Source organism: Streptococcus sp. 2154, from assembly GCF_013277255.1.
GTDB classification, from domain to species: domain Bacteria; phylum Bacillota; class Bacilli; order Lactobacillales; family Streptococcaceae; genus Streptococcus; species Streptococcus pseudopneumoniae.
In genome coordinates this window covers 8,990-28,009 of the sequence record NZ_VMMK01000042.1, presented here as the reverse complement: position 1 = coordinate 28,009, position 19,020 = coordinate 8,990, and the positions used below count along the sequence as shown (strand labels likewise).

At 40.4% G+C, this 19,020-nt stretch carries 15 protein-coding genes, 1 tRNA gene and 1 other RNA gene; 15 read left to right on the top strand and 2 right to left on the bottom strand.

Annotation, left to right across the window (positions count from 1 at the left end):
- The first annotated feature begins 30 nt into the window (after window positions 1-30).
- The 8 genes from HT693_RS07965 (at window position 31) to sufB (ending at window position 7,864) form a co-directional block, all read left to right on the top strand.
- Complete coding sequence (locus HT693_RS07965) at window positions 31-528, top strand: GAF domain-containing protein (protein ID WP_023940982.1); 498 nt, start codon at window positions 31-33, stop codon at window positions 526-528.
- Complete coding sequence (gene dnaX, locus HT693_RS07960; RefSeq protein WP_100104062.1) at window positions 528-2,183, top strand: DNA polymerase III subunit gamma/tau; 1,656 nt, start codon at window positions 528-530, stop codon at window positions 2,181-2,183. The genes HT693_RS07965 and dnaX overlap by 1 nt, the downstream gene beginning before the upstream one ends.
- A gap of 27 nt (window positions 2,184-2,210) precedes the next feature.
- Entirely contained in the window at window positions 2,211-2,405 is a 195-nt protein-coding gene (locus HT693_RS07955; protein WP_001041547.1) for a DUF3272 domain-containing protein, read from the top strand.
- Window positions 2,406-2,669: 264 nt separating this feature from the next.
- A complete protein-coding gene (gene sufC / locus HT693_RS07950) occupies window positions 2,670-3,440 on the top strand; it encodes a Fe-S cluster assembly ATPase SufC (protein WP_000114489.1) in 771 nt (256 codons plus the stop codon).
- A 27-nt stretch (window positions 3,441-3,467) separates the two neighbouring features.
- A complete protein-coding gene (sufD, locus tag HT693_RS07945; protein WP_100104063.1) occupies window positions 3,468-4,730 on the top strand; it encodes a Fe-S cluster assembly protein SufD in 1,263 nt (420 codons plus the stop codon).
- Between the two features lie 10 nt (window positions 4,731-4,740).
- Window positions 4,741-5,967, top strand: coding sequence for a cysteine desulfurase (locus tag HT693_RS07940; protein ID WP_050207857.1), 1,227 nt, complete (start codon window positions 4,741-4,743; stop codon window positions 5,965-5,967).
- Window positions 5,954-6,394, top strand: coding sequence for a Fe-S cluster assembly sulfur transfer protein SufU (gene sufU, locus HT693_RS07935; RefSeq protein WP_138704864.1), 441 nt, complete (start codon window positions 5,954-5,956; stop codon window positions 6,392-6,394). The genes HT693_RS07940 and sufU overlap by 14 nt, the downstream gene beginning before the upstream one ends.
- A 57-nt stretch (window positions 6,395-6,451) precedes the next feature.
- On the top strand, window positions 6,452-7,864 hold the full coding sequence (sufB, locus tag HT693_RS07930) for a Fe-S cluster assembly protein SufB (protein ID WP_000797052.1): 1,413 nt from the start codon (window positions 6,452-6,454) through the stop codon (window positions 7,862-7,864).
- A 226-nt stretch (window positions 7,865-8,090) separates the two neighbouring features.
- Here sufB and pbp3 read toward each other — a convergent pair whose 3' ends face one another.
- Window positions 8,091-9,332 carry a D-alanyl-D-alanine carboxypeptidase PBP3 gene (gene pbp3 / locus HT693_RS07925; protein WP_000719169.1) on the bottom strand — a complete coding sequence of 414 codons (1,242 nt, stop codon included), beginning with the start codon at window positions 9,330-9,332 and terminating at the stop codon, window positions 8,091-8,093.
- Between the two features lie 102 nt (window positions 9,333-9,434).
- Here pbp3 and cozE point away from each other — a divergent pair, with 102 nt between their 5' ends.
- Window positions 9,435-10,544, top strand: a complete 1,110-nt coding sequence (gene cozE / locus HT693_RS07920; protein WP_050276847.1) for a cell elongation protein CozE — start codon at window positions 9,435-9,437, stop codon at window positions 10,542-10,544.
- Between the two features lie 645 nt (window positions 10,545-11,189).
- Window positions 11,190-11,537: a transfer-messenger RNA gene (ssrA, locus tag HT693_RS07915) on the top strand.
- 171 nt (window positions 11,538-11,708) lie between these two features.
- Here the strand turns inward: ssrA and HT693_RS07910 are convergent.
- Window positions 11,709-11,796 (bottom strand) — tRNA-Ser (locus HT693_RS07910).
- Window positions 11,797-11,957: 161 nt separating this feature from the next.
- On the opposite strand from HT693_RS07910, the gene HT693_RS07905 reads away from it, so the two are divergent.
- From HT693_RS07905 to HT693_RS07885, 5 genes are all read left to right on the top strand, one after another.
- Complete coding sequence (locus HT693_RS07905; protein ID WP_000920625.1) at window positions 11,958-12,698, top strand: DeoR/GlpR family DNA-binding transcription regulator; 741 nt, start codon at window positions 11,958-11,960, stop codon at window positions 12,696-12,698.
- A complete protein-coding gene (gene pfkB / locus HT693_RS07900) occupies window positions 12,695-13,606 on the top strand; it encodes a 1-phosphofructokinase (RefSeq protein WP_138704279.1) in 912 nt (303 codons plus the stop codon). Before HT693_RS07905 ends, pfkB begins: the two co-directional genes overlap by 4 nt.
- A complete protein-coding gene (locus HT693_RS07895) occupies window positions 13,603-15,555 on the top strand; it encodes a fructose-specific PTS transporter subunit EIIC (protein ID WP_138704278.1) in 1,953 nt (650 codons plus the stop codon). Before pfkB ends, HT693_RS07895 begins: the two co-directional genes overlap by 4 nt.
- Window positions 15,556-15,686: 131 nt before the next feature.
- Window positions 15,687-16,466: a hypothetical protein gene (locus HT693_RS07890; protein ID WP_001021165.1), complete on the top strand. Its 780-nt coding sequence runs from the start codon at window positions 15,687-15,689 to the stop codon at window positions 16,464-16,466.
- 138 nt (window positions 16,467-16,604) lie between these two features.
- The gene (locus tag HT693_RS07885; RefSeq protein WP_138704863.1) at window positions 16,605-18,908 is read left to right on the top strand and encodes a DNA translocase FtsK; all 2,304 of its coding nucleotides are present in this window, start codon (window positions 16,605-16,607) and stop codon (window positions 18,906-18,908) included.
- Window positions 18,909-19,020: the final 112 nt, after the last annotated feature.

Sequence of the window (19,020 nt, the reverse complement as noted above, 5' to 3'; positions counted from 1 at the left end):
TCTCTGCTCCTTTTTTGATATAATAGTTCTATGTTAAAATCAGAAAAACAATCACGTTATCAAATGTTAAATGAAGAATTGTCCTTCCTATTGGAAGGCGAAACCAATGTTTTGGCTAATCTTTCCAACGCCAGTGCTCTCATAAAATCACGTTTTCCTAATACCGTATTTGCAGGCTTTTATCTGTTCGATGGAAAGGAATTGGTTTTAGGTCCCTTCCAAGGAGGTGTTTCCTGCATCCGTATTGCACTAGGTAAGGGTGTTTGTGGTGAGGCAGCTCACTTTCAGGAAACAGTCCTGGTTGGTGATGTAAGGACCTATCCCAACTATATTTCTTGTGATAGTCTAGCTAAAAGTGAAATTGTGGTGCCGATGATGAAGAATGGCCAACTACTTGGAGTTCTGGATCTGGATTCTTCAGAGATTGAGGATTACGATGCAATGGATCGAGATTATTTGGAACAATTTGTCGCTATTTTGCTTGAAAAGACAGCATGGGACTTTACAATGTTTGGGGAAAAATCTTAATGTATCAAGCACTTTATCGAAAATATAGAAGTCAAAACTTCTCCCAGTTGGTTGGTCAAGAAGTTGTGGCTAAGACTCTTAAACAAGCAGTAGAACAAGAGAAAATAAGTCATGCCTATCTTTTTTCTGGTCCACGTGGAACGGGAAAAACCAGTGTAGCTAAGATTTTTGCCAAAGCTATGAACTGTCCCAATCAAGTGGGTGGTGAACCTTGTAATAACTGCTATATTTGTCAGGCAGTGACGGACGGTAGTTTAGAAGATGTCATTGAAATGGATGCAGCCTCTAATAATGGGGTGGATGAAATTCGCGAAATTCGTGATAAATCTACCTATGCGCCTAGCCTTGCTCGTTATAAGGTTTACATCATAGATGAGGTTCACATGCTGTCTACAGGGGCTTTTAATGCCCTTCTAAAGACGTTGGAAGAGCCAACACAGAATGTGGTCTTTATTTTGGCTACTACTGAATTGCACAAGATTCCTGCGACTATTCTATCCCGTGTCCAACGTTTTGAATTTAAATCGATTAAAACACAGGATATTAAGGAACATATCCGCTATATCTTAGAAAAAGAAAATATCAGTTCTGAGCCAGAGGCTGTGGAAATCATTGCCAGACGGGCTGAAGGTGGAATGCGAGACGCCTTGTCTATTTTGGATCAAGCCCTGAGTTTGACACAGGGAAATGAGCTGACGACTGCCATCTCTGAAGAAATTACTGGCACTATTAGCCTATCAGCCTTAGATGATTATGTGGCTGCCTTGTCCCAGCAGGATGTTCCCAAAGCATTAGCTTGCTTAAATCTTCTCTTTGACAATGGTAAGAGCATGACTCGTTTTGTGACCGACCTTTTGCACTATTTAAGAGACTTGTTAATTGTTCAAACAGGGGGAGAAAATACTCATCATAGTCCAGTCTTTGTAGAAAATTTGGCACTTCCTCAAGAAAATCTGTTTGAAATGATTCGCTTAGCGACAGTGAGTTTAGCAGATATTAAGTCTAGTTTGCAGCCCAAGATTTATGCTGAAATGATGACCATCCGTTTGGCGGAAATCAAGCCCGAACCAGCTCTTTCTGGTGCAGTTGAAAGTGAAATTTCTGCACTGAGACAGGAAATTGCACGTCTCAAACAAGAGCTTTCTAATGTAGGTGCGGTTCCTAAACAAGTTGCACCGGCTCCTAGTCGACCAGCTACGGGCAAAACAGTCTATCGTGTTGATCGCAATAAAGTGCAATCTATCTTACAAGAGGCTGTCGAAAATCCTGATTTGGCACGTCAAAACCTGATTCGTTTGCAGAATGCCTGGGGAGAGGTAATTGAAAGTCTAGGAGGCCCTGATAAGGCTTTGCTAGTTGGTTCTCAACCGGTTGCGGCCAATGAACACCATGCTATTCTTGCTTTTGAGTCTAACTTCAATGCTGGTCAAACCATGAAACGAGATAATCTTAACACCATGTTTGGTAACATCCTCAGTCAGGCAGCAGGTTTTTCACCTGAGATTTTAGCCATTTCCATGGAGGAATGGAAAGAAGTTCGCGCAGCCTTTTCAGCTAAAGCCAAATCTTCTCAAACTGAAAAAGAAGCAGAAGAAAGTCTGATTCCAGAAGGATTTGAATTTTTGGCTGATAAAGTGAAGGTAGAGGAAGACTAAAGAAAGATTTCATGATACAATAAGTTTATGAATAAACAACAATTTATTATTATGGCGCTGTTTACAGCTGCTGAGACCTATTTTTTCAATGAAGCTTGGATGACTGGTCGCTATATTATGGCAGCCTTTTGGGCAATTTTACTCTTCAGAAATTTCCGAGTCAGTTATGTGATGGGCAAAATCGTTGATGTCATCGATCAGCATTTTAATAGGAAAGACTAGCCCTCAGCTTCCAGACAAAATCAAAGCCTTTTAGGCTTTTTTTTGTTATACTATAAAAGTATATTTATTGACCTTTTATACTCTTCGAAAATCTCTTCAAACCACGTCAGCTTTATCTGCAACCTCAAAGCGGTACTTTGAGCAACCTGCGGCTAGCTTCCTAGTTTGCTCTTTGATTTTCATTGAGTATTACCGTATTTTCTAGAGACAACTAGTATGTTTCTAGTAAGCACTGTAAAGGTCTTGAAAAAGAAAGGAACTATCATGTCAGTATTAGAAATCAAAGATCTTCACGTTGAGATTGAAGGAAAAGAAATTTTAAAAGGGGTGAACCTGACCCTGAAAACAGGAGAAATTGCCGCTATCATGGGACCAAATGGTACAGGTAAATCGACTCTTTCTGCCGCTATCATGGGAAATCCAAACTATGAAGTAACCAAAGGTGAAGTTTTGTTTGATGGCGTAAACATCCTTGAGTTGGAAGTGGATGAGCGTGCGCGTATGGGACTTTTCCTTGCTATGCAATACCCATCTGAAATTCCTGGAATTACCAATGCTGAGTTTCTTCGTGCCGCTATGAATGCTGGTAAAGAAGATGATGAAAAGATTTCAGTTCGTGAGTTTATCACTAAGTTGGACGAGAAAATGGAATTGCTCAACATGAAAGAAGAAATGGCTGAACGTTATCTCAATGAAGGTTTCTCTGGTGGTGAGAAAAAACGAAATGAAATTCTTCAACTTTTGATGTTGGAACCAACTTTTGCCCTTTTGGATGAGATTGACTCTGGTCTTGATATTGACGCTCTTAAAGTCGTATCAAAAGGTGTCAATGCTATGCGTGGTGAAGGCTTTGGTGCTATGATTATCACTCACTACCAACGTCTTTTGAACTACATCACACCAGACGTGGTACACGTCATGATGGAAGGTCGTGTTGTCCTTTCTGGTGGTCCAGAATTGGCTGCGCGTTTGGAGCGTGAAGGATACGCAAAACTAGCTGAAGAACTTGGCTACGACTACAAGGAAGAATTGTAATTCCCTCGTATCTTTTAGGAGAAGTAAATGACTAAAGAAAATATTAAACTTTTTTCAGAAATGCACGCTGAACCAAGCTGGTTGGCTGACCTCCGTCAAAAAGCTTTTGATAAGATTGAGAGTCTAGAATTACCAGTTATTGAGCGTGTCAAATTCCACCGTTGGAATCTGGGGGATGGGACGATTACAGAAAGCGAGCCATCAGCAAATGTTCCAGATTTCACTGCACTAGATAACCACTTGAAGTTGGTGCAAGTAGGAACGCAAACTGTTTTTGAGCAAATTCCAGTTGAGTTGGCTGAACAGGGTATCATCTTTACAGACTTCCACTCAGCTTTAGAAGAAATTCCAGAGCTTGTTGAGGAATTCTTCATGTCATCTGTCAAGTATGACGATGATAAGTTGGCAGCCTACCATACAGCTTATTTCAATAGTGGTGCTGTTCTCTATATTCCTGATAACGTGGAAATTGCTGAACCAATCGAAGGGATTTTCTATCAAGACAGCGATAGCGATGTGCCGTTTAACAAGCATATTATGATTATCGCTGGTAAAAATTCTAAGATTAGTTATCTGGAGCGTTTAGAGTCACGCGGTGAAGGAAGTGCCAAAGCAACTGCTAATATCACAGTAGAAGTCATTGCACGTTCTGGTGCTCAAGTCAAGTTTGCGGCTATCGACCGTCTAGGTGAAAACGTTACTGCCTATATTAGCCGTCGTGGTAAATTAGGCAACGATGCAAGTATTGACTGGGCAATCGGTGTCATGAACGAAGGAAGTGTCGTTGCAGACTTTGATAGTGACTTGCTTGGTAACGGTAGCCATGCTGACCTGAAAGTTGTAGCTCTTTCAAGTGGTCGTCAGGTACAAGGGATTGATACCCGAGTAACGAACTATGGCTGCAACTCAATCGGAAATATCCTCCAACATGGGGTTATCCTTGAAAAAGCCACTTTGACTTTCAATGGTATCGGCCACATCATCAAGGGTGCTAAGGGAGCAGATGCCCAACAAGAGAGCCGTGTGCTCATGCTTTCAGACCAAGCGCGTTCAGATGCCAATCCAATTCTTTTGATTGATGAAAATGACGTAACTGCAGGACATGCGGCTTCTATCGGTCAGGTAGATCCAGAAGACATGTACTACCTCATGAGTCGTGGCTTGGATAAGGCAACTGCAGAGCGTTTGGTTGTTCGTGGTTTCCTTGGATCCGTTATCGTTGAGATTCCAGTCAAGGAGGTTCGTGATGAAATGATTGCGACTATCGAAGAAAAATTGTCAAAACGCTAAGGGGAAGCCTATGTTAGATGTAGAAGCGATTCGCAAGGATTTTCCAATTTTAGACCAGATTGTCAACGATGAACCATTGGTCTATTTAGACAATGCTGCAACGACACAAAAACCACTAGCTGTTCTTGAAACGATTAACCGCTACTATGAGAACGACAATGCCAATGTTCACCGTGGTGTTCATATCTTGGCAGAAAGGGCGACAGCTTCTTATGAGGCGGCTCGTGAAACCATTCGTAAGTTTATCAATGCAGACTCTACAAAGGAAGTTCTCTTTACCAGAGGAACGACAACCAGTCTTAACTGGGTAGCGCGTTATGCTGAGGAAGTCTTGACTGAGGGAGACCAGGTTTTGATTTCCGTCATGGAACACCATTCCAATATCATTCCTTGGCAGGAAGCCTGCCGTAAGACTGGAGCGGAGCTTGTCTATGTCTATCTCAAGGATGGAGCTCTGGATATGGATGATTTGCGAGCTAAATTGACTGATAGAGTCAAGTTTGTCTCCCTAGCTCATGCATCAAATGTCCTTGGTGTGGTCAATCCGATCAAAGAAATCACTAAAATGGCCCACCAAGTTGGAGCTATCATGGTGGTGGATGGTGCTCAATCTACGCCTCATATGAAGATTGATGTTCAGGACTTGGATGTGGACTTCTTTGCCTTTTCAGGTCACAAGATGGCTGGTCCGACTGGGATAGGTGTCCTTTACGGCAAAGAAAAGTATCTGGAGCAAATGTCTCCAATAGAATTTGGCGGCGAGATGATTGATTTCGTCTACGAACAATCGGCTAGTTGGAAGGAATTGCCTTGGAAATTCGAGGCTGGAACTCCTAACATGGCAGGTGCTATCGGACTGGCAGCAGCAGTGGATTATCTGGAAAAGATTGGTATGGATGCCATCGAAGCCCATGAACAGGAACTGATTGCATATGTCTATCCAAAATTACAGGCGATTGAAGGATTGACCATTTACGGTTCGCAGGACTTGGCTCAACGTTCAGGTGTCATTGCCTTTAACCTAGGCGACCTTCATCCGCACGACATCGCGACGGCTCTGGATTATGAAGGAGTTGCTGTTCGAGCAGGTCACCATTGTGCGCAACCCTTGCTCCAGTATTTGGAAGTTTCAGCAACAGCTCGTGCAAGTTTTTATATCTACAATACCAAGGCAGATTGCGACAAGCTAGTCGATTCCTTACAAAAGACAAAGGAGTTTTTCAATGGCACTTTCTAAACTAGATAGCCTTTATATGGCAGTGGTAGCGGACCATTCGAAAAATCCACATCACCAAGGGAATTTGGAAGATGCTGAGCAAATCAGTCTCAACAATCCAACCTGTGGGGATGTTATCAATCTCTCTGTCAAGTTTGATGCAGAGGACCGTTTGGAAGATATCGCTTTTCTAAACTCAGGTTGTACCATCTCAACTGCCTCTGCCAGCATGATGACAGATGCAGTTTTAGGAAAAACCAAACAAGAAATTTTAGAACTTGCGACCATTTTTTCTGAAATGGTTCAAGGGCAAAAAGATGACAGACAAGATAGTCTTGGAGACGCAGCCTTCTTGTCAGGTGTTGCTAAATTCCCTCAACGAATCAAGTGTGCAACCCTAGCTTGGAATGCCCTTAAGAAAACAATTGAAAATCAAGATAACAAATAAGACGATCTTCTTTTGTCTTATGAATCAGTAGAAATGAAGAATGAAAGAAAGGATATTATGGCTGAAGAAAGAGTAGAACCAAAACCAATTGATCTTGGTGAATATAAATTTGGTTTCCATGATGATGTAGAGCCTGTCCTATCGACAGGAAAAGGATTGAATGAGGATGTCATTCGTGAACTATCAGCTGCCAAGGGAGAACCTGAGTGGATGTTAGAATTCCGTTTGAAGTCTTATGAAACCTTCAAAAAAATGCCCATGCAAACTTGGGGAGCAGACTTATCAGAGATTGATTTTGATGACTTAATCTACTACCAAAAACCATCTGATAAACCAGCTCGTTCCTGGGATGAGGTTCCTGAAAAAATTAAAGAAACCTTTGAACGTATTGGGATTCCAGAAGCTGAACGTGCTTATCTTGCTGGAGCTTCTGCCCAGTATGAGTCCGAAGTAGTTTACCATAACATGAAGGAAGAATTTGAGAAGTTAGGTATTATCTTTACAGATACGGATTCTGCTCTCAAGGAATACCCAGATTTGTTTAAACAATACTTTGCTAAGTTGGTACCACCAACAGATAATAAGTTGGCTGCCCTCAATTCGGCAGTATGGTCAGGTGGAACCTTTATCTATGTACCAAAAGGGGTCAAAGTGGATATTCCACTTCAAACTTACTTCCGTATCAACAACGAAAATACAGGTCAGTTTGAACGTACCTTGATTATCGTTGATGAGGGAGCAAGTGTCCACTACGTTGAAGGTTGTACAGCGCCAACATATTCAAGTAACAGCTTGCATGCTGCCATTGTAGAAATCTTTTCCTTAAAAGGAGCTTATATGCGTTATACAACCATTCAAAACTGGTCTGACAACGTCTATAACTTGGTAACGAAACGTGCCAAAGCCTTGAAAGATGCGACTGTTGAGTGGATTGATGGAAACTTGGGTGCCAAAACAACCATGAAATACCCATCTGTTTGCCTAGATGGAGAAGGGGCGCGTGGTACTATGCTTTCTATTGCCTTTGCTAATGCAGGGCAACACCAGGACACTGGTGCCAAGATGATTCACAATGCTCCACATACCAGTTCGTCTATCGTGTCTAAATCCATCGCTAAAGGCGGAGGAAAGGTTGACTACCGTGGTCAAGTAACCTTTAACAAGAACTCTAAGAAATCTGTTTCTCACATTGAATGTGATACCATTATCATGGATGACTTGTCGGCATCAGATACTATTCCATTTAATGAAATCCACAACTCGCAAGTTGCTTTGGAACACGAAGCTAAGGTTTCTAAGATTTCAGAAGAACAATTGTATTACCTCATGAGTCGTGGATTGTCAGAATCAGAAGCGACAGAAATGATTGTTATGGGATTTGTGGAGCCCTTCACAAAAGAGCTTCCAATGGAGTATGCTGTTGAGCTGAACCGTTTGATTAGCTATGAGATGGAAGGGTCAGTTGGGTAAAATTTGATTTTAGATATACTCAAAATCAAGGACTTTGATACTATTCGAAAATCAAAGTGTAAACCACGTCAGCTTTATCTACAACCTCAAAGCGGTGCTTTGAGCAACCTACGGCTAGCTTCCTAGTTTACTCTTTGATTTTCATTGAGCATTAGATCTACTCAAAATCAAGAACTTTGAAGATGAATTTGTAATAAAAAAAATCGCGGTTTAAATCGCGATTTTTTTATAATTTCTCGTTAACAAAGCGGACAAACTGATTCCACCAAACTTTTAAGAAGAAGGCTTTTTCAATTTTCTTGTCTGCAACCATTTCGAAACTAGGGCGCTCTGTGGTGATGTAACCTTGACCGATCAAGTCCTTGTCTTCGTAAGTTAAATGGCCAACCACTGTTCCAGCTTCAAGTGGTGCTGGGATTGCTTTGGAATCAGGTGTGAATTGAACAGATTGGGAAGATTGATTCCCAACACGTTCAATTAGATAGATATCCTCTGGGGCCACTGCAGTGACCGTATCTTCTTTTCCATCTTGTACAGGGGTTTTGCTATCTTGATAGGCATCGCCTTGCTGAACGATTTTGCGAAGTGTAAATGTAGAAGAAATATAATCCATTAGTGAAGATGTAGCTGTAAACCGAGCGTAAGGATTATTGTCTTGATGGTCTGCATTTAAAACAACTGTGATGACTCTCATGCCTTTTTCGACAGTAGTACCAACAAAAGACTCTCCAGCCTTATCTGTTGTTCCTGTTTTCAGTCCATCAAAACCACCACGGTAAGCAGGCATACCTTCTAACATGTAGTTGGTTGAAGTGATTGTTATCCCATCAAAAGTAGAAGAAGGTTTTTTGGTGATTTCCAAAACTTGTGGGTATTTTTTGATGAGGTTGCGGGCAACGATAGCGACATCATAAGCACTGAGCTTGTTTTCATCATCTTTTTTTGAGCCCGGGTAAATATTATCTCCTAGAGTCTCGTTGTTCAGACCAGTTGTATTGACAACAGTGGCATCTTTGATTCCCCATTCCAAGAGTTTTGCTCGCATCATATCAACGAAGTTTTTTTCAGAGCCAGCAATTTTCTCAGCTAGGGCAATAGCGGCGCTGTTGGCACTAGATACCAGAGTTGCTTCAAGCAACTCTTCGACAGTATAATTACGGGCCTCCATAGGAACATTACTGGCTTCAGAATTTGTCGTCAATTGATAAGGATAATCAGAAATATCTACTGGGGTGGATAGTGTGATACTTCCATTTTCCAGAGCTTCATAGACTAGATAAACAGTAATCAATTTTGTTATGGAAGCAATTTCGACAGGTTGCGTTGCATCCTTCTCATAGAGAATTTTACCAGTATTTGCCTCAACAGCAATCGCATGTTTAGCGGCAATGGTAAAATCTTGAGCAACAGCAGTAGAAGCACCTCCTAAAAGGGAGACAGTTAATAAAGTTAAAAATATTTTTTTCATAGTAGTCTTATTCTATCATAAAGAAAAAAAATATTCTTGCTTTAATAATTCATCCGTTAAGCTTTTTGAAAATATGGTAAAATAGAGTGAGGGAGGTAACTCATGTTTCGTAGAAATAAATTATTTTTTTGGACCACAGAAATTTTACTCTTAACAATCATATTTTACCTATGGAGACAGATGGGGTCTTTGATTAACCCTTTTGTTAGCGTGCTTAATACAATTATGATTCCATTTTTATTAGGGGGGTTTCTTTATTATTTGACAAACCCTATTGTTACTTTCTTAAATAAAGTCTGTAAACTCAATCGTTTGCTTGGTATTTTAATTACCTTGTGTGCTTTGGTCTGGGGAATGGTCGTAGGTGTTGTCTATCTTTTACCTATTTTGATTAATCAGTTATCTAGTTTGATTATATCTAGTCAAACTATTTATAGTCGAGTACAAGACTTAATCATAGACTTATCTAATTATCCTGCGCTCCAGAATTTGGATGTAGAAGCTACAATTCAGCAGTTAAACTTATCCTATGTTGATATTCTTCAAAATATCCTAAATAGCGTATCAAATAGTGTGGGGAGCGTCTTGTCAGCTCTTATCAGTACTGTTTTGATTTTGATTATGACTCCAGTTTTTTTGGTTTATTTCTTACTAGATGGACATAAATTCTTGCCCATGCTTGAAAGAACGATTCTAAAGAGGGATCGCTTGCATATTGCAGGCTTATTAAAGAATTTGAATGCGACGATTGCTCGCTATATTAGTGGAGTTTCGATTGACGCAATCATTATAGGTTGTTTGGCTTATATTGGCTATAGTATTATTGGTTTAAAATATGCTTTAGTTTTTGCTATTTTTTCTGGTGTAGCCAATTTAATTCCTTATGTGGGGCCAAGTATTGGTTTGATTCCTATGATTATTGCAAATATATTCACTGATCCCCATAGAATGCTGATTGCAGTGATTTATATGCTTGTTGTTCAGCAGGTAGATGGCAATATCTTATATCCTCGAATCGTAGGAAGTGTTATGAAGGTTCATCCAATCACGATTTTAGTTTTACTTTTGTTGTCAAGCAATATCTATGGTGTAGTTGGAATGATTGTCGCAGTGCCAACCTATTCTATCTTAAAAGAAATTTCTAAGTTCTTATCCCGTTTGTATGAAAATCATAAAATAATGAAAGAACGAGAAAGAGAATTAGCTAAGTAAAAGTCAGGAGAACCCTGATTTTTCTTTACTAGAAGTGGCCTTTAGATTAGAAGATTGAAAATAAGTTAAAGTCCTAAACTAATTTTCACAGCTAAAAATAGTAGAAGTTAATCTGGTAAAAATCGAAAAAACCAGTGGAATTCCGTGTCAGGGTAAGTTCCACTGGTTTTCATAGTCTATTAAAGTTCGAATGAAACCTATTTATAGTAGATTGAAACTAGAATAGTACACCTCTAATTCTAAAACATTGTTAGAAATCGATTTGACTGTCCTGATCTATTCGTCCTATTCTTATTTCATTTTACTATATTTTGGTGCAATAAGTGAAAAGTAGTCCGAATAATATAAGGATTGATTTTATTGTTTTTAAACTCAAATGAATTGAAACAAAGAGAGTAGGAAAATTCTCATCTGAAAGTATTTTAGAATAATTCTCTTCGTGAATTTCTTCAAAACAGATAGCTTCATCTTAGGTATGTGTTAATTGGATTTCGTAAGTTCTATTCATAATCGTAAAGTTATGCACTGAGAAAGTTGTAGTTAGTCTCCCAGTTTGCTAAATTTCTCGAATAGTATCTTTTTTAGGTATGTGATTTCTTTTTGCATTTTTGTGTTAGATAAGGTATAATAGTTTTATTGTCTTTTGGGGTCGTTACGGATTCGACAGGCATTATGAGGCATATTTTGCGACTCGTGTGGCGACGTAAACGCTCAGTTAAATATAACTGCAAAAAATAACACTTCTTACGCTCTAGCTGCCTAAAAACCAGCAGGCGTGACCCGATTTGGATTGCTCGTGTTCAATGACAGGTCTTATTATTAGCGAGATACGATTAAGCCTTGTCTAGCGGCTTGATAAGAGATTGATAGACTCGCAGTTTCTAGACTTGAGTTATGTGTCGAGGGGCTGTTAAAATAATACATAACCTATGGTTGTAGACAAATATGTTGGCAGGTGTTTGGACGTGGGTTCGACTCCCACCGGCTCCATTATTCCTTTGCATTCCTTGGTAAAACGTTGTTAAATCAACGTTTTTTATTTTTATCTTTGGTATTCCTTTGCATTCTTTTGCTAAAAAGGGAGTCACAAACAGACCCTATTTTAAAAAAGGATAGAAAAAAGGATACAACATTTGTCGCATCCTAAAAATAATCTTTTTTCCACGGAAGACATGGGATTCGAACCCACGCACGCTATTACACGCCTACCGCGTTTCCAACACGGCCTCTTAAGCCTCTTGAGTAATCTTCCAATACTTACTTAAATAGTCTACCATAAAGGTCCTTATCTTGCAATAAAAATTCTGTAAATAAGAAAAATGACAGAATTTGAAGGAAAATGATAAAAAGTGCTTGACTTTGAAAAAAAGTATGATAGAATGAATGGTGTAAACGATAACAGGAGGTGATTCAGTGTTAAAAACAGAGCGTAAGCAACTGATTTTAGAGGAGTTAAATCAACATCATGTAGTTGCTCTTGAAAAATTAGTTAGTTTGCTAGAAACGTCAGAATCAACGGTTCGAAGAGACTTGGATGAGTTGGAAGCGGAAAACAAGCTTCGTCGTGTGCATGGTGGAGCAGAACTCCCCCACTCCTTACAGGAAGAAGAAACCATTCAAGAAAAATCTGTCAAAAACCTTCAAGAAAAGAAGTTGCTGGCTCAGAAAGCAGCCTCTCTCATTAAAGAAAAAGATGTCATCTTTATCGATGCTGGAACAACAACTGCTTTTTTGATTCATGAATTGGTCAATAAGAATGTTACAGTTGTGACCAACTCCATTCACCATGCCGCTCAGTTGGTTGAAAAGCAGATTCCAATTGTCATGGTTGGAGGAAACGTCAAGACGGCGACAGATGCTAGTATCGGGGGCGTTGCTCTTAACCAGATTAACCAATTGCACTTTGACCGTGCCTTTATCGGAATGAATGGTGTTGACGATGGCTATTATACGACTCCTGATATGGAGGAGGGAGCTGTGAAAAGAGCTATTTTGGAGAATGCCAAGCAGACCTACGTCTTGGTGGATTCGTCAAAAATTGGACAAACTTGCTTTGCCAAGGTAGCACCGCTCAAACGAGCTATCGTTATCACAAGTCAAGGGCATGAGCTTTTGCAGGCTATTAAGGAAAAAACGGAGGTAATAGAAGTATGATTTATACAGTCACACTCAATCCATCTATTGACTATATTGTGCGTTTGGACCAAGTTCAAGTCGGTAGTGTCAATCGTATGGACAGTGATGATAAGTTTGCTGGTGGGAAAGGAATCAATGTTAGCCGTGTCTTGAAACGCTTGGATATTCCCAATACTGCGACTGGATTTATCGGTGGCTTTACTGGTAAATTTATCACAGATACTTTGGCAGAGGAAAAAATTGAGACACGTTTTGTCCAAGTGGCAGAAGATACTCGTATCAATGTTAAGATAAAAGCAGACCAGGAAACAGAAATCAACGGAAGGGGTCCAACTGTTGAACCAGCTCAGCTAGAAGAATTGAAAGCTATTTTATCTAGCTTGACTGCAGATGATACAGTTGTCTTTGCTGGTTCAAGTGCTAAAAATCTAGGCAATGTTATCTATAAGGATTTGATTTCCTTGACCCGTCAGACTGGTGCGCAGGTGGTTTGCGATTTTGAAGGACAGACCTTGATTGATAGTTTGGACTATCAGCCACTTTTGGTTAAACCAAACAATCATGAACTTGGAGCGATTTTTGGGGTTAAACTCGAAAGTTTGGACCAAATTGAGAAATATGCTCGTGAGTTACTGGCTAAAGGTGCTCAAAACGTCATTATCTCTATGGCTGGTGATGGTGCCCTTCTGGTAACATCTGGGGGAGCTTACTTTGCCAAACCTATCAAGGGAACAGTTAAAAATTCAGTTGGAGCTGGTGATTCAATGGTTGCCGGATTCACAGGTGAATTTGTCAAATCCAAAGACGCAGTAGAAGCCTTCAAATGGGGAGTGGCTTGCGGAACGGCAACCACCTTCTCAGATGATTTGGCAACAGCAGAATTTATTAAAGAAACATATGAAAAAGTTGAGGTAGAAAAACGATGAAAATTCAAGACTTATTGAGAAAAGATGTCATGTTGCTGGATTTGCAGGCAACTGAAAAAACAGCTGTCATCGACGAGATGATTAAAAATTTGACAGACCACGGTTATGTAACAGATTTTGAAACTTTTAAAGAAGGCATTTTGGCGCGTGAAGCCTTGACTTCTACTGGTTTGGGTGACGGTATCGCAATGCCTCACAGCAAAAACGCTGCTGTCAAAGAAGCGACAGTTCTATTTGCTAAGTCAAATAAGGGTGTTGATTATGAGAGCTTGGACGGACAACCAACAGACCTCTTCTTCATGATTGCGGCTCCAGAAGGTGCCAATGACACTCACTTGGCAGCCTTGGCAGAATTGTCTCAATACTTGATGAAAGACGGTTTTGCTGACAAACTTCGTCAAGCAACATCAGCTGATCAAGTCATCGAACTTTTTGACAAAGCTTCAGAAAAAACTGAGGAACCTGTTCAAGTACCTGCCAATAACTCTGGTGACTTTATCGTGGCTGTTACAGCTTGTACGACAGGTATTGCCCACACTTACATGGCCCAAGAAGCCCTTCAAAAAGTGGCTGCTGAAATGGGGGTTGGTATCAAGGTCGAAACCAACGGTGCCAGCGGTGTTGGGAACCAACTAACATCAGAGGACATCCGTAAGGCTAAAGCTGTTATCATCGCAGCAGACAAGGCAGTTGAAATGGATCGTTTCGATGGCAAACCATTGATCAATCGTCCAGTTGCTGACGGTATCCGTAAAACAGAAGAGCTGATTAACTTGGCTCTTTCTGGGGATGCTGAAATCTACCGTGCCGCTAATGGTGCCAAAGCCGCAACAGCCTCTAACGAAAAACAAAGCCTTGGTGGTGCCTTCTACAAACACTTGATGAGTGGTGTATCTCAAATGTTGCCATTCGTTATTGGTGGTGGTATCATGATTGCCCTTGCCTTCTTGATTGACGGTGCTTTGGGCGTTCCAAATGAAAACCTTGGTAATCTTGGTTCCTACCATGAACTAGCTTCTATGTTCATGAAAATTGGTGGAGCTGCCTTTGGTTTGATGCTTCCAGTCTTTGCAGGTTATGTTGCCTATTCTATTGCTGAAAAACCAGGTTTGGTAGCTGGTTTCGTGGCTGGTGCTATTGCCAAAGAAGGGTTTGCCTTTGGTAAGATCCCTTATGCCGCAGGTGGTGAAGCAACTTCAACTCTTGCAGGTGTATCATCTGGTTTCCTAGGTGCCCTTGTGGGAGGATTTATCGCAGGTGCATTGGTTCTTGCTATCAAGAAATACGTTAAAGTTCCTCGTTCACTTGAAGGTGCTAAATCAATCCTTCTCTTGCCACTTCTTGGAACGATCTTGACTGGATTTGTCATGCTAGCTGTGAATATCCCGATGGCGGCAATCAACACTGCTATGAATGACTTCCTAGGCGGTCTTGGAGGCGGTTCAGCTGTCCTTCTTGGTATCGTCCTTGGTGGAATGATGGCTGTTGACATGGGTGGACCAGTTAACAAAGCGGCTTATGTCTTTGGTACAGGTACGCTTGCAGCGACTGTTTCTTCAGGTGGTTCTGTAGCCATGGCAGCAGTTATGGCTGGAGGAATGGTGCCACCACTTGCAATCTTTGTCGCAACGCTTCTTTTCAAAGATAAATTTACCAAGGAAGAACGCAACTCTGGTTTGACGAATATCATCATGGGCTTGTCATTTATCACTGAGGGAGCGATTCCGTTTGGTGCAGCTGACCCAGCTCGTGCGATTCCAAGTTTCATTCTTGGTTCAGCAGTAGCAGGAGGTCTCGTTGGTCTTACTGGTATCAAACTCATGGCGCCACACGGAGGAATCTTCGTTATTGCCCTTACTTCAAATGCCCTCCTTTACCTCGTTGCTGTCTTGGTAGGAGCAATCGTAAGTGGTGTGGTTTATGGTTACCTACGCAAACCACAAGCATAAAAATTAGATAGAAAATAAAAAGATTGGACCGTTTGGTGCAGTCTTTTTTAAAGAATTTGACAAACAAGTTTTTGAATGATATTCTAAAATAAAACTCATAGAAATGAAAAAACATAATGAGAGTATTTTAAATGAATATAATTGAATTTATTCTGGATTTGGATTGGAAGAAGATAGTAGAATCAATTTTATCAGCTCTATTAGCTTCTGGAATAATCGGTGGTTTTGGTTACTTAGTGACGAAAAAAATTACAAGAGATTTTCGTATTGCAGAAGAAATGAAATCGTATGGATTTAAAGGTGTAGTGGCAAAGAAAAAGCATTCGACTAGAGAGATTAAAAAGTTATGTAAAAATACTAAAAGATTGGATTTACTTTTTATATCAGGTATTGATTTTTTTTCGGAAAATAGAACTGTATTAGAGAATGCTATGAATAATGGAATGAAAATTCGTTTTTTGTGTTCTCAGATCTATACCAATTTTTTATCAGATTTAGAGAAACTTGAGGATAAAGAAGGGTTGCGAAAGTCTGACACAAATATTAGTATCGAAATTGAAGATGTGACTAAAAAATATAGTAAATATGTAGAAAGTGGACAAATGGAAATTCGCTATTATTCAACACAATATCGTTTGCCGTTTATGTTGGTTTATAAAAAAAAGAAAAATATGAAGATGACAAAGGCTTTTTTAAGAGTTACTCTGCCTCCATATAATTGGGAGACCAATTTTGTGTTGATAGGTGAACGTAAAACTACTAAAAAAGATGACTTTTTTAAAACTAATAATGATGAAATAGATTTCATTTCTATGATGGAAAAACATTTCGATTGTGTTTGGGAAGTTGCGGATAGGGAAATAGATAGAAAACAAGAAATAAAAAATACAAATTTCGAAGTGAAATCTTAAAAATCTAAACTTTGAGACTTTGCTTATTTAAATATAATAACAATTACTTTGAATATAATCATGATAAAGAAGATTGGACCGTTTGGTGCAGTCTTTTTCTCTTTTCGAAATGCCTGTGAAATATGGTATAATAGAAAAATGGCAAACAAGAATACAAGTAAAACAAGACGGAGACCGTCTAAAGCAGAACTCGAGAGAAAAGAAGCGATCCAACGGATGTTGATTTCGTTGGGAATCGCGATTTTATTGATTTTCGCAGCTTTTAAATTAGGAGCTGCAGGTATCACTCTTTACAATTTAATTCGCTTGTTGGTGGGTAGTCTAGCTTATCTGGCAATATTTGCCCTATTGATCTATCTCTTCTTTTTCAAGTGGATACGAAAACAGGAAGGACTCTTATCAGGATTTTTCACCATATTTGCTGGCTTGCTCTTGATTTTTGAGGCCTACTTGGTTTGGAAATATGGTTTGGATAAGTCCGTTCTAAAAGGAACCATGGCTCAGGTTGTGACGGATTTGACTGGTTTTCGAACGACCAGTTTTGCTGGAGGGGGCTTGATCGGGGTCGCTCTTTATATTCCAACCGCCTTTCTCTTTTCAAATATCGGCACTTACTTTATTGGTTCTATCTTGATTTTAGTGGGTGCCCTCCTAGTCAGTCCTTGGTCTGTTTACGATATTGCTGAATTTTTCAGTAGAGGATTTGCAAAATGGAGGGAAGGACATGAGCGTCGAAAAGAGGAATGCTTTGTTAAACAAGAAGAAAAAGCTCGCCAAAAGGCTGAGGAAGAGGCTAGATTAGAAAAAGAAGAGGCTGAAAAAGCTTTACTCGATATGCCTCCTGTTGATATGGAAACGGGTGAAATTCTGACAGCAGATGTTGTGCTTGACGTTTCACCTTTTTCAGAAGAAGAGCGGGTGGAACCAGAAATCATCCTGCCTCAACCTGAACTTGAATTCCCTGAACAGGAAGATGGCTCTGATGACGAAGATGTTCAGGTCGATTTTTCAGCAAAGGAAGCCCTCGAATACAAACTTCCAAGCTTACAACTCTTTGCCCCTGATAAACCTAAAGACCAGTCTAAAGAGAAGAAAATCGTTCGTGAAAACATCAAAATCCTAGAAGAAACCTTTGCTAGCTTTGGTATCAAGGTAACGGTTGAACGAGCCGAAATTGGGCCATCAGTGACCAAGTATGAAGTTAAGCCAGCAGTAGGTGTAAGGGTCAACCGCATTTCCAATCTAGCAGATGACCTCGCTCTAGCCTTGGCTGCTAAGGATGTCCGAATCGAAGCACCTATCCCAGGGAAATCTTTAGTGGGAATTGAGGTACCTAACTCTGAGATTGCGACAGTTTCTTTCCGCGAACTATGGGAACAATCTCAAACGAAAGCAGAAAATCTCTTGGAAATTCCTCTAGGAAAGGCGGTTAATGGCACCGCAAGAGCTTTTGACCTTTCTAAAATGCCCCACTTGCTCGTCGCAGGTTCAACGGGTTCTGGGAAGTCAGTAGCTGTTAACGGCATTATCGCTAGCATCCTCATGAAGGCGAGACCTGATCAAGTTAAATTTATGATGGTGGACCCTAAGATGGTTGAGTTGTCTGTTTACAATGACATTCCTCATCTCTTGATTCCAGTTGTGACCAATCCACGCAAGGCTAGCAAGGCCCTGCAAAAGGTTGTGGATGAAATGGAAAATCGTTATGAACTCTTTGCCAAGGTGGGAGTTCGGAATATTGCAGGCTTTAATGCCAAGGTAGAAGAGTTCAATGCCCAGTCTGAGTACAAGCAGATTCCGCTACCGCTCATTGTCGTGATTGTTGATGAGCTGGCTGACCTTATGATGGTGGCCAGCAAGGAAGTGGAAGATACCATTATTCGTCTTGGACAGAAGGCACGTGCTGCAGGTATCCACATGATTCTTGCAACCCAGCGTCCATCTGTTGATGTCATCTCTGGTCTAATCAAAGCCAATGTCCCATCTCGTGTCGCATTTGCGGTTTCATCAGGGACAGACTCCCGTACTATCTTGGATGAAAATGGAGCTGAGAAGCTGCTTGGACGTGGAGATATGCTCTTTAAACCAATCGATGAAAATCACCCTGTTCGTCTCCAAGGCTCCTTTATCTCGGATGATGATGTTGAACGCATCGTAAACTTCATCAAGGCTCAGGCTGATGCGGACTACGATGAGAGTTTTGATCCGGGAGAAGTTTCTGAAAATGACGGAGAATTTTCAGATGGTGAATCTGGTGGTGATCCGCTCTTTGAAGAAGCTAAAGCTCTAGTCATTGAGACCCAGAAAGCCAGTGCATCTATGATTCAGCGTCGTTTATCAGTTGGATTTAACCGTGCGACCCGTCTCATGGAAGAGCTTGAGATGGCAGGTGTCATTGGTCCAGCTGAAGGTACCAAGCCAAGAAAAGTATTGCAACAATAAAAAAATAGCTTCTTTCCAAGTTTGGAGGGAGCTATTTTATTGGCTATTGATTACTTTTATACTCTTCGAAAATCTCTTCAAACCACGTCAGCTTCGCCTTGCCGTATATATG

Coding starts and splice junctions, on each gene's coding strand:
- HT693_RS07965 (WP_023940982.1), top strand. CDS start 31: ATGTTAAAATCAGAAAAACAATCACGTTATCAAATGTTAAATGAAGAA.
- dnaX (WP_100104062.1), top strand. CDS start 528: ATGTATCAAGCACTTTATCGAAAATATAGAAGTCAAAACTTCTCCCAG.
- HT693_RS07955 (WP_001041547.1), top strand. CDS start 2,211: ATGAATAAACAACAATTTATTATTATGGCGCTGTTTACAGCTGCTGAG.
- sufC (WP_000114489.1), top strand. CDS start 2,670: ATGTCAGTATTAGAAATCAAAGATCTTCACGTTGAGATTGAAGGAAAA.
- sufD (WP_100104063.1), top strand. CDS start 3,468: ATGACTAAAGAAAATATTAAACTTTTTTCAGAAATGCACGCTGAACCA.
- HT693_RS07940 (WP_050207857.1), top strand. CDS start 4,741: ATGTTAGATGTAGAAGCGATTCGCAAGGATTTTCCAATTTTAGACCAG.
- sufU (WP_138704864.1), top strand. CDS start 5,954: ATGGCACTTTCTAAACTAGATAGCCTTTATATGGCAGTGGTAGCGGAC.
- sufB (WP_000797052.1), top strand. CDS start 6,452: ATGGCTGAAGAAAGAGTAGAACCAAAACCAATTGATCTTGGTGAATAT.
- pbp3 (WP_000719169.1), bottom strand. CDS start 9,332: ATGAAAAAAATATTTTTAACTTTATTAACTGTCTCCCTTTTAGGAGGT.
- cozE (WP_050276847.1), top strand. CDS start 9,435: ATGTTTCGTAGAAATAAATTATTTTTTTGGACCACAGAAATTTTACTC.
- pfkB (WP_138704279.1), top strand. CDS start 12,695: ATGATTTATACAGTCACACTCAATCCATCTATTGACTATATTGTGCGT.
- HT693_RS07895 (WP_138704278.1), top strand. CDS start 13,603: ATGAAAATTCAAGACTTATTGAGAAAAGATGTCATGTTGCTGGATTTG.
- HT693_RS07890 (WP_001021165.1), top strand. CDS start 15,687: ATGAATATAATTGAATTTATTCTGGATTTGGATTGGAAGAAGATAGTA.
- HT693_RS07885 (WP_138704863.1), top strand. CDS start 16,605: ATGGCAAACAAGAATACAAGTAAAACAAGACGGAGACCGTCTAAAGCA.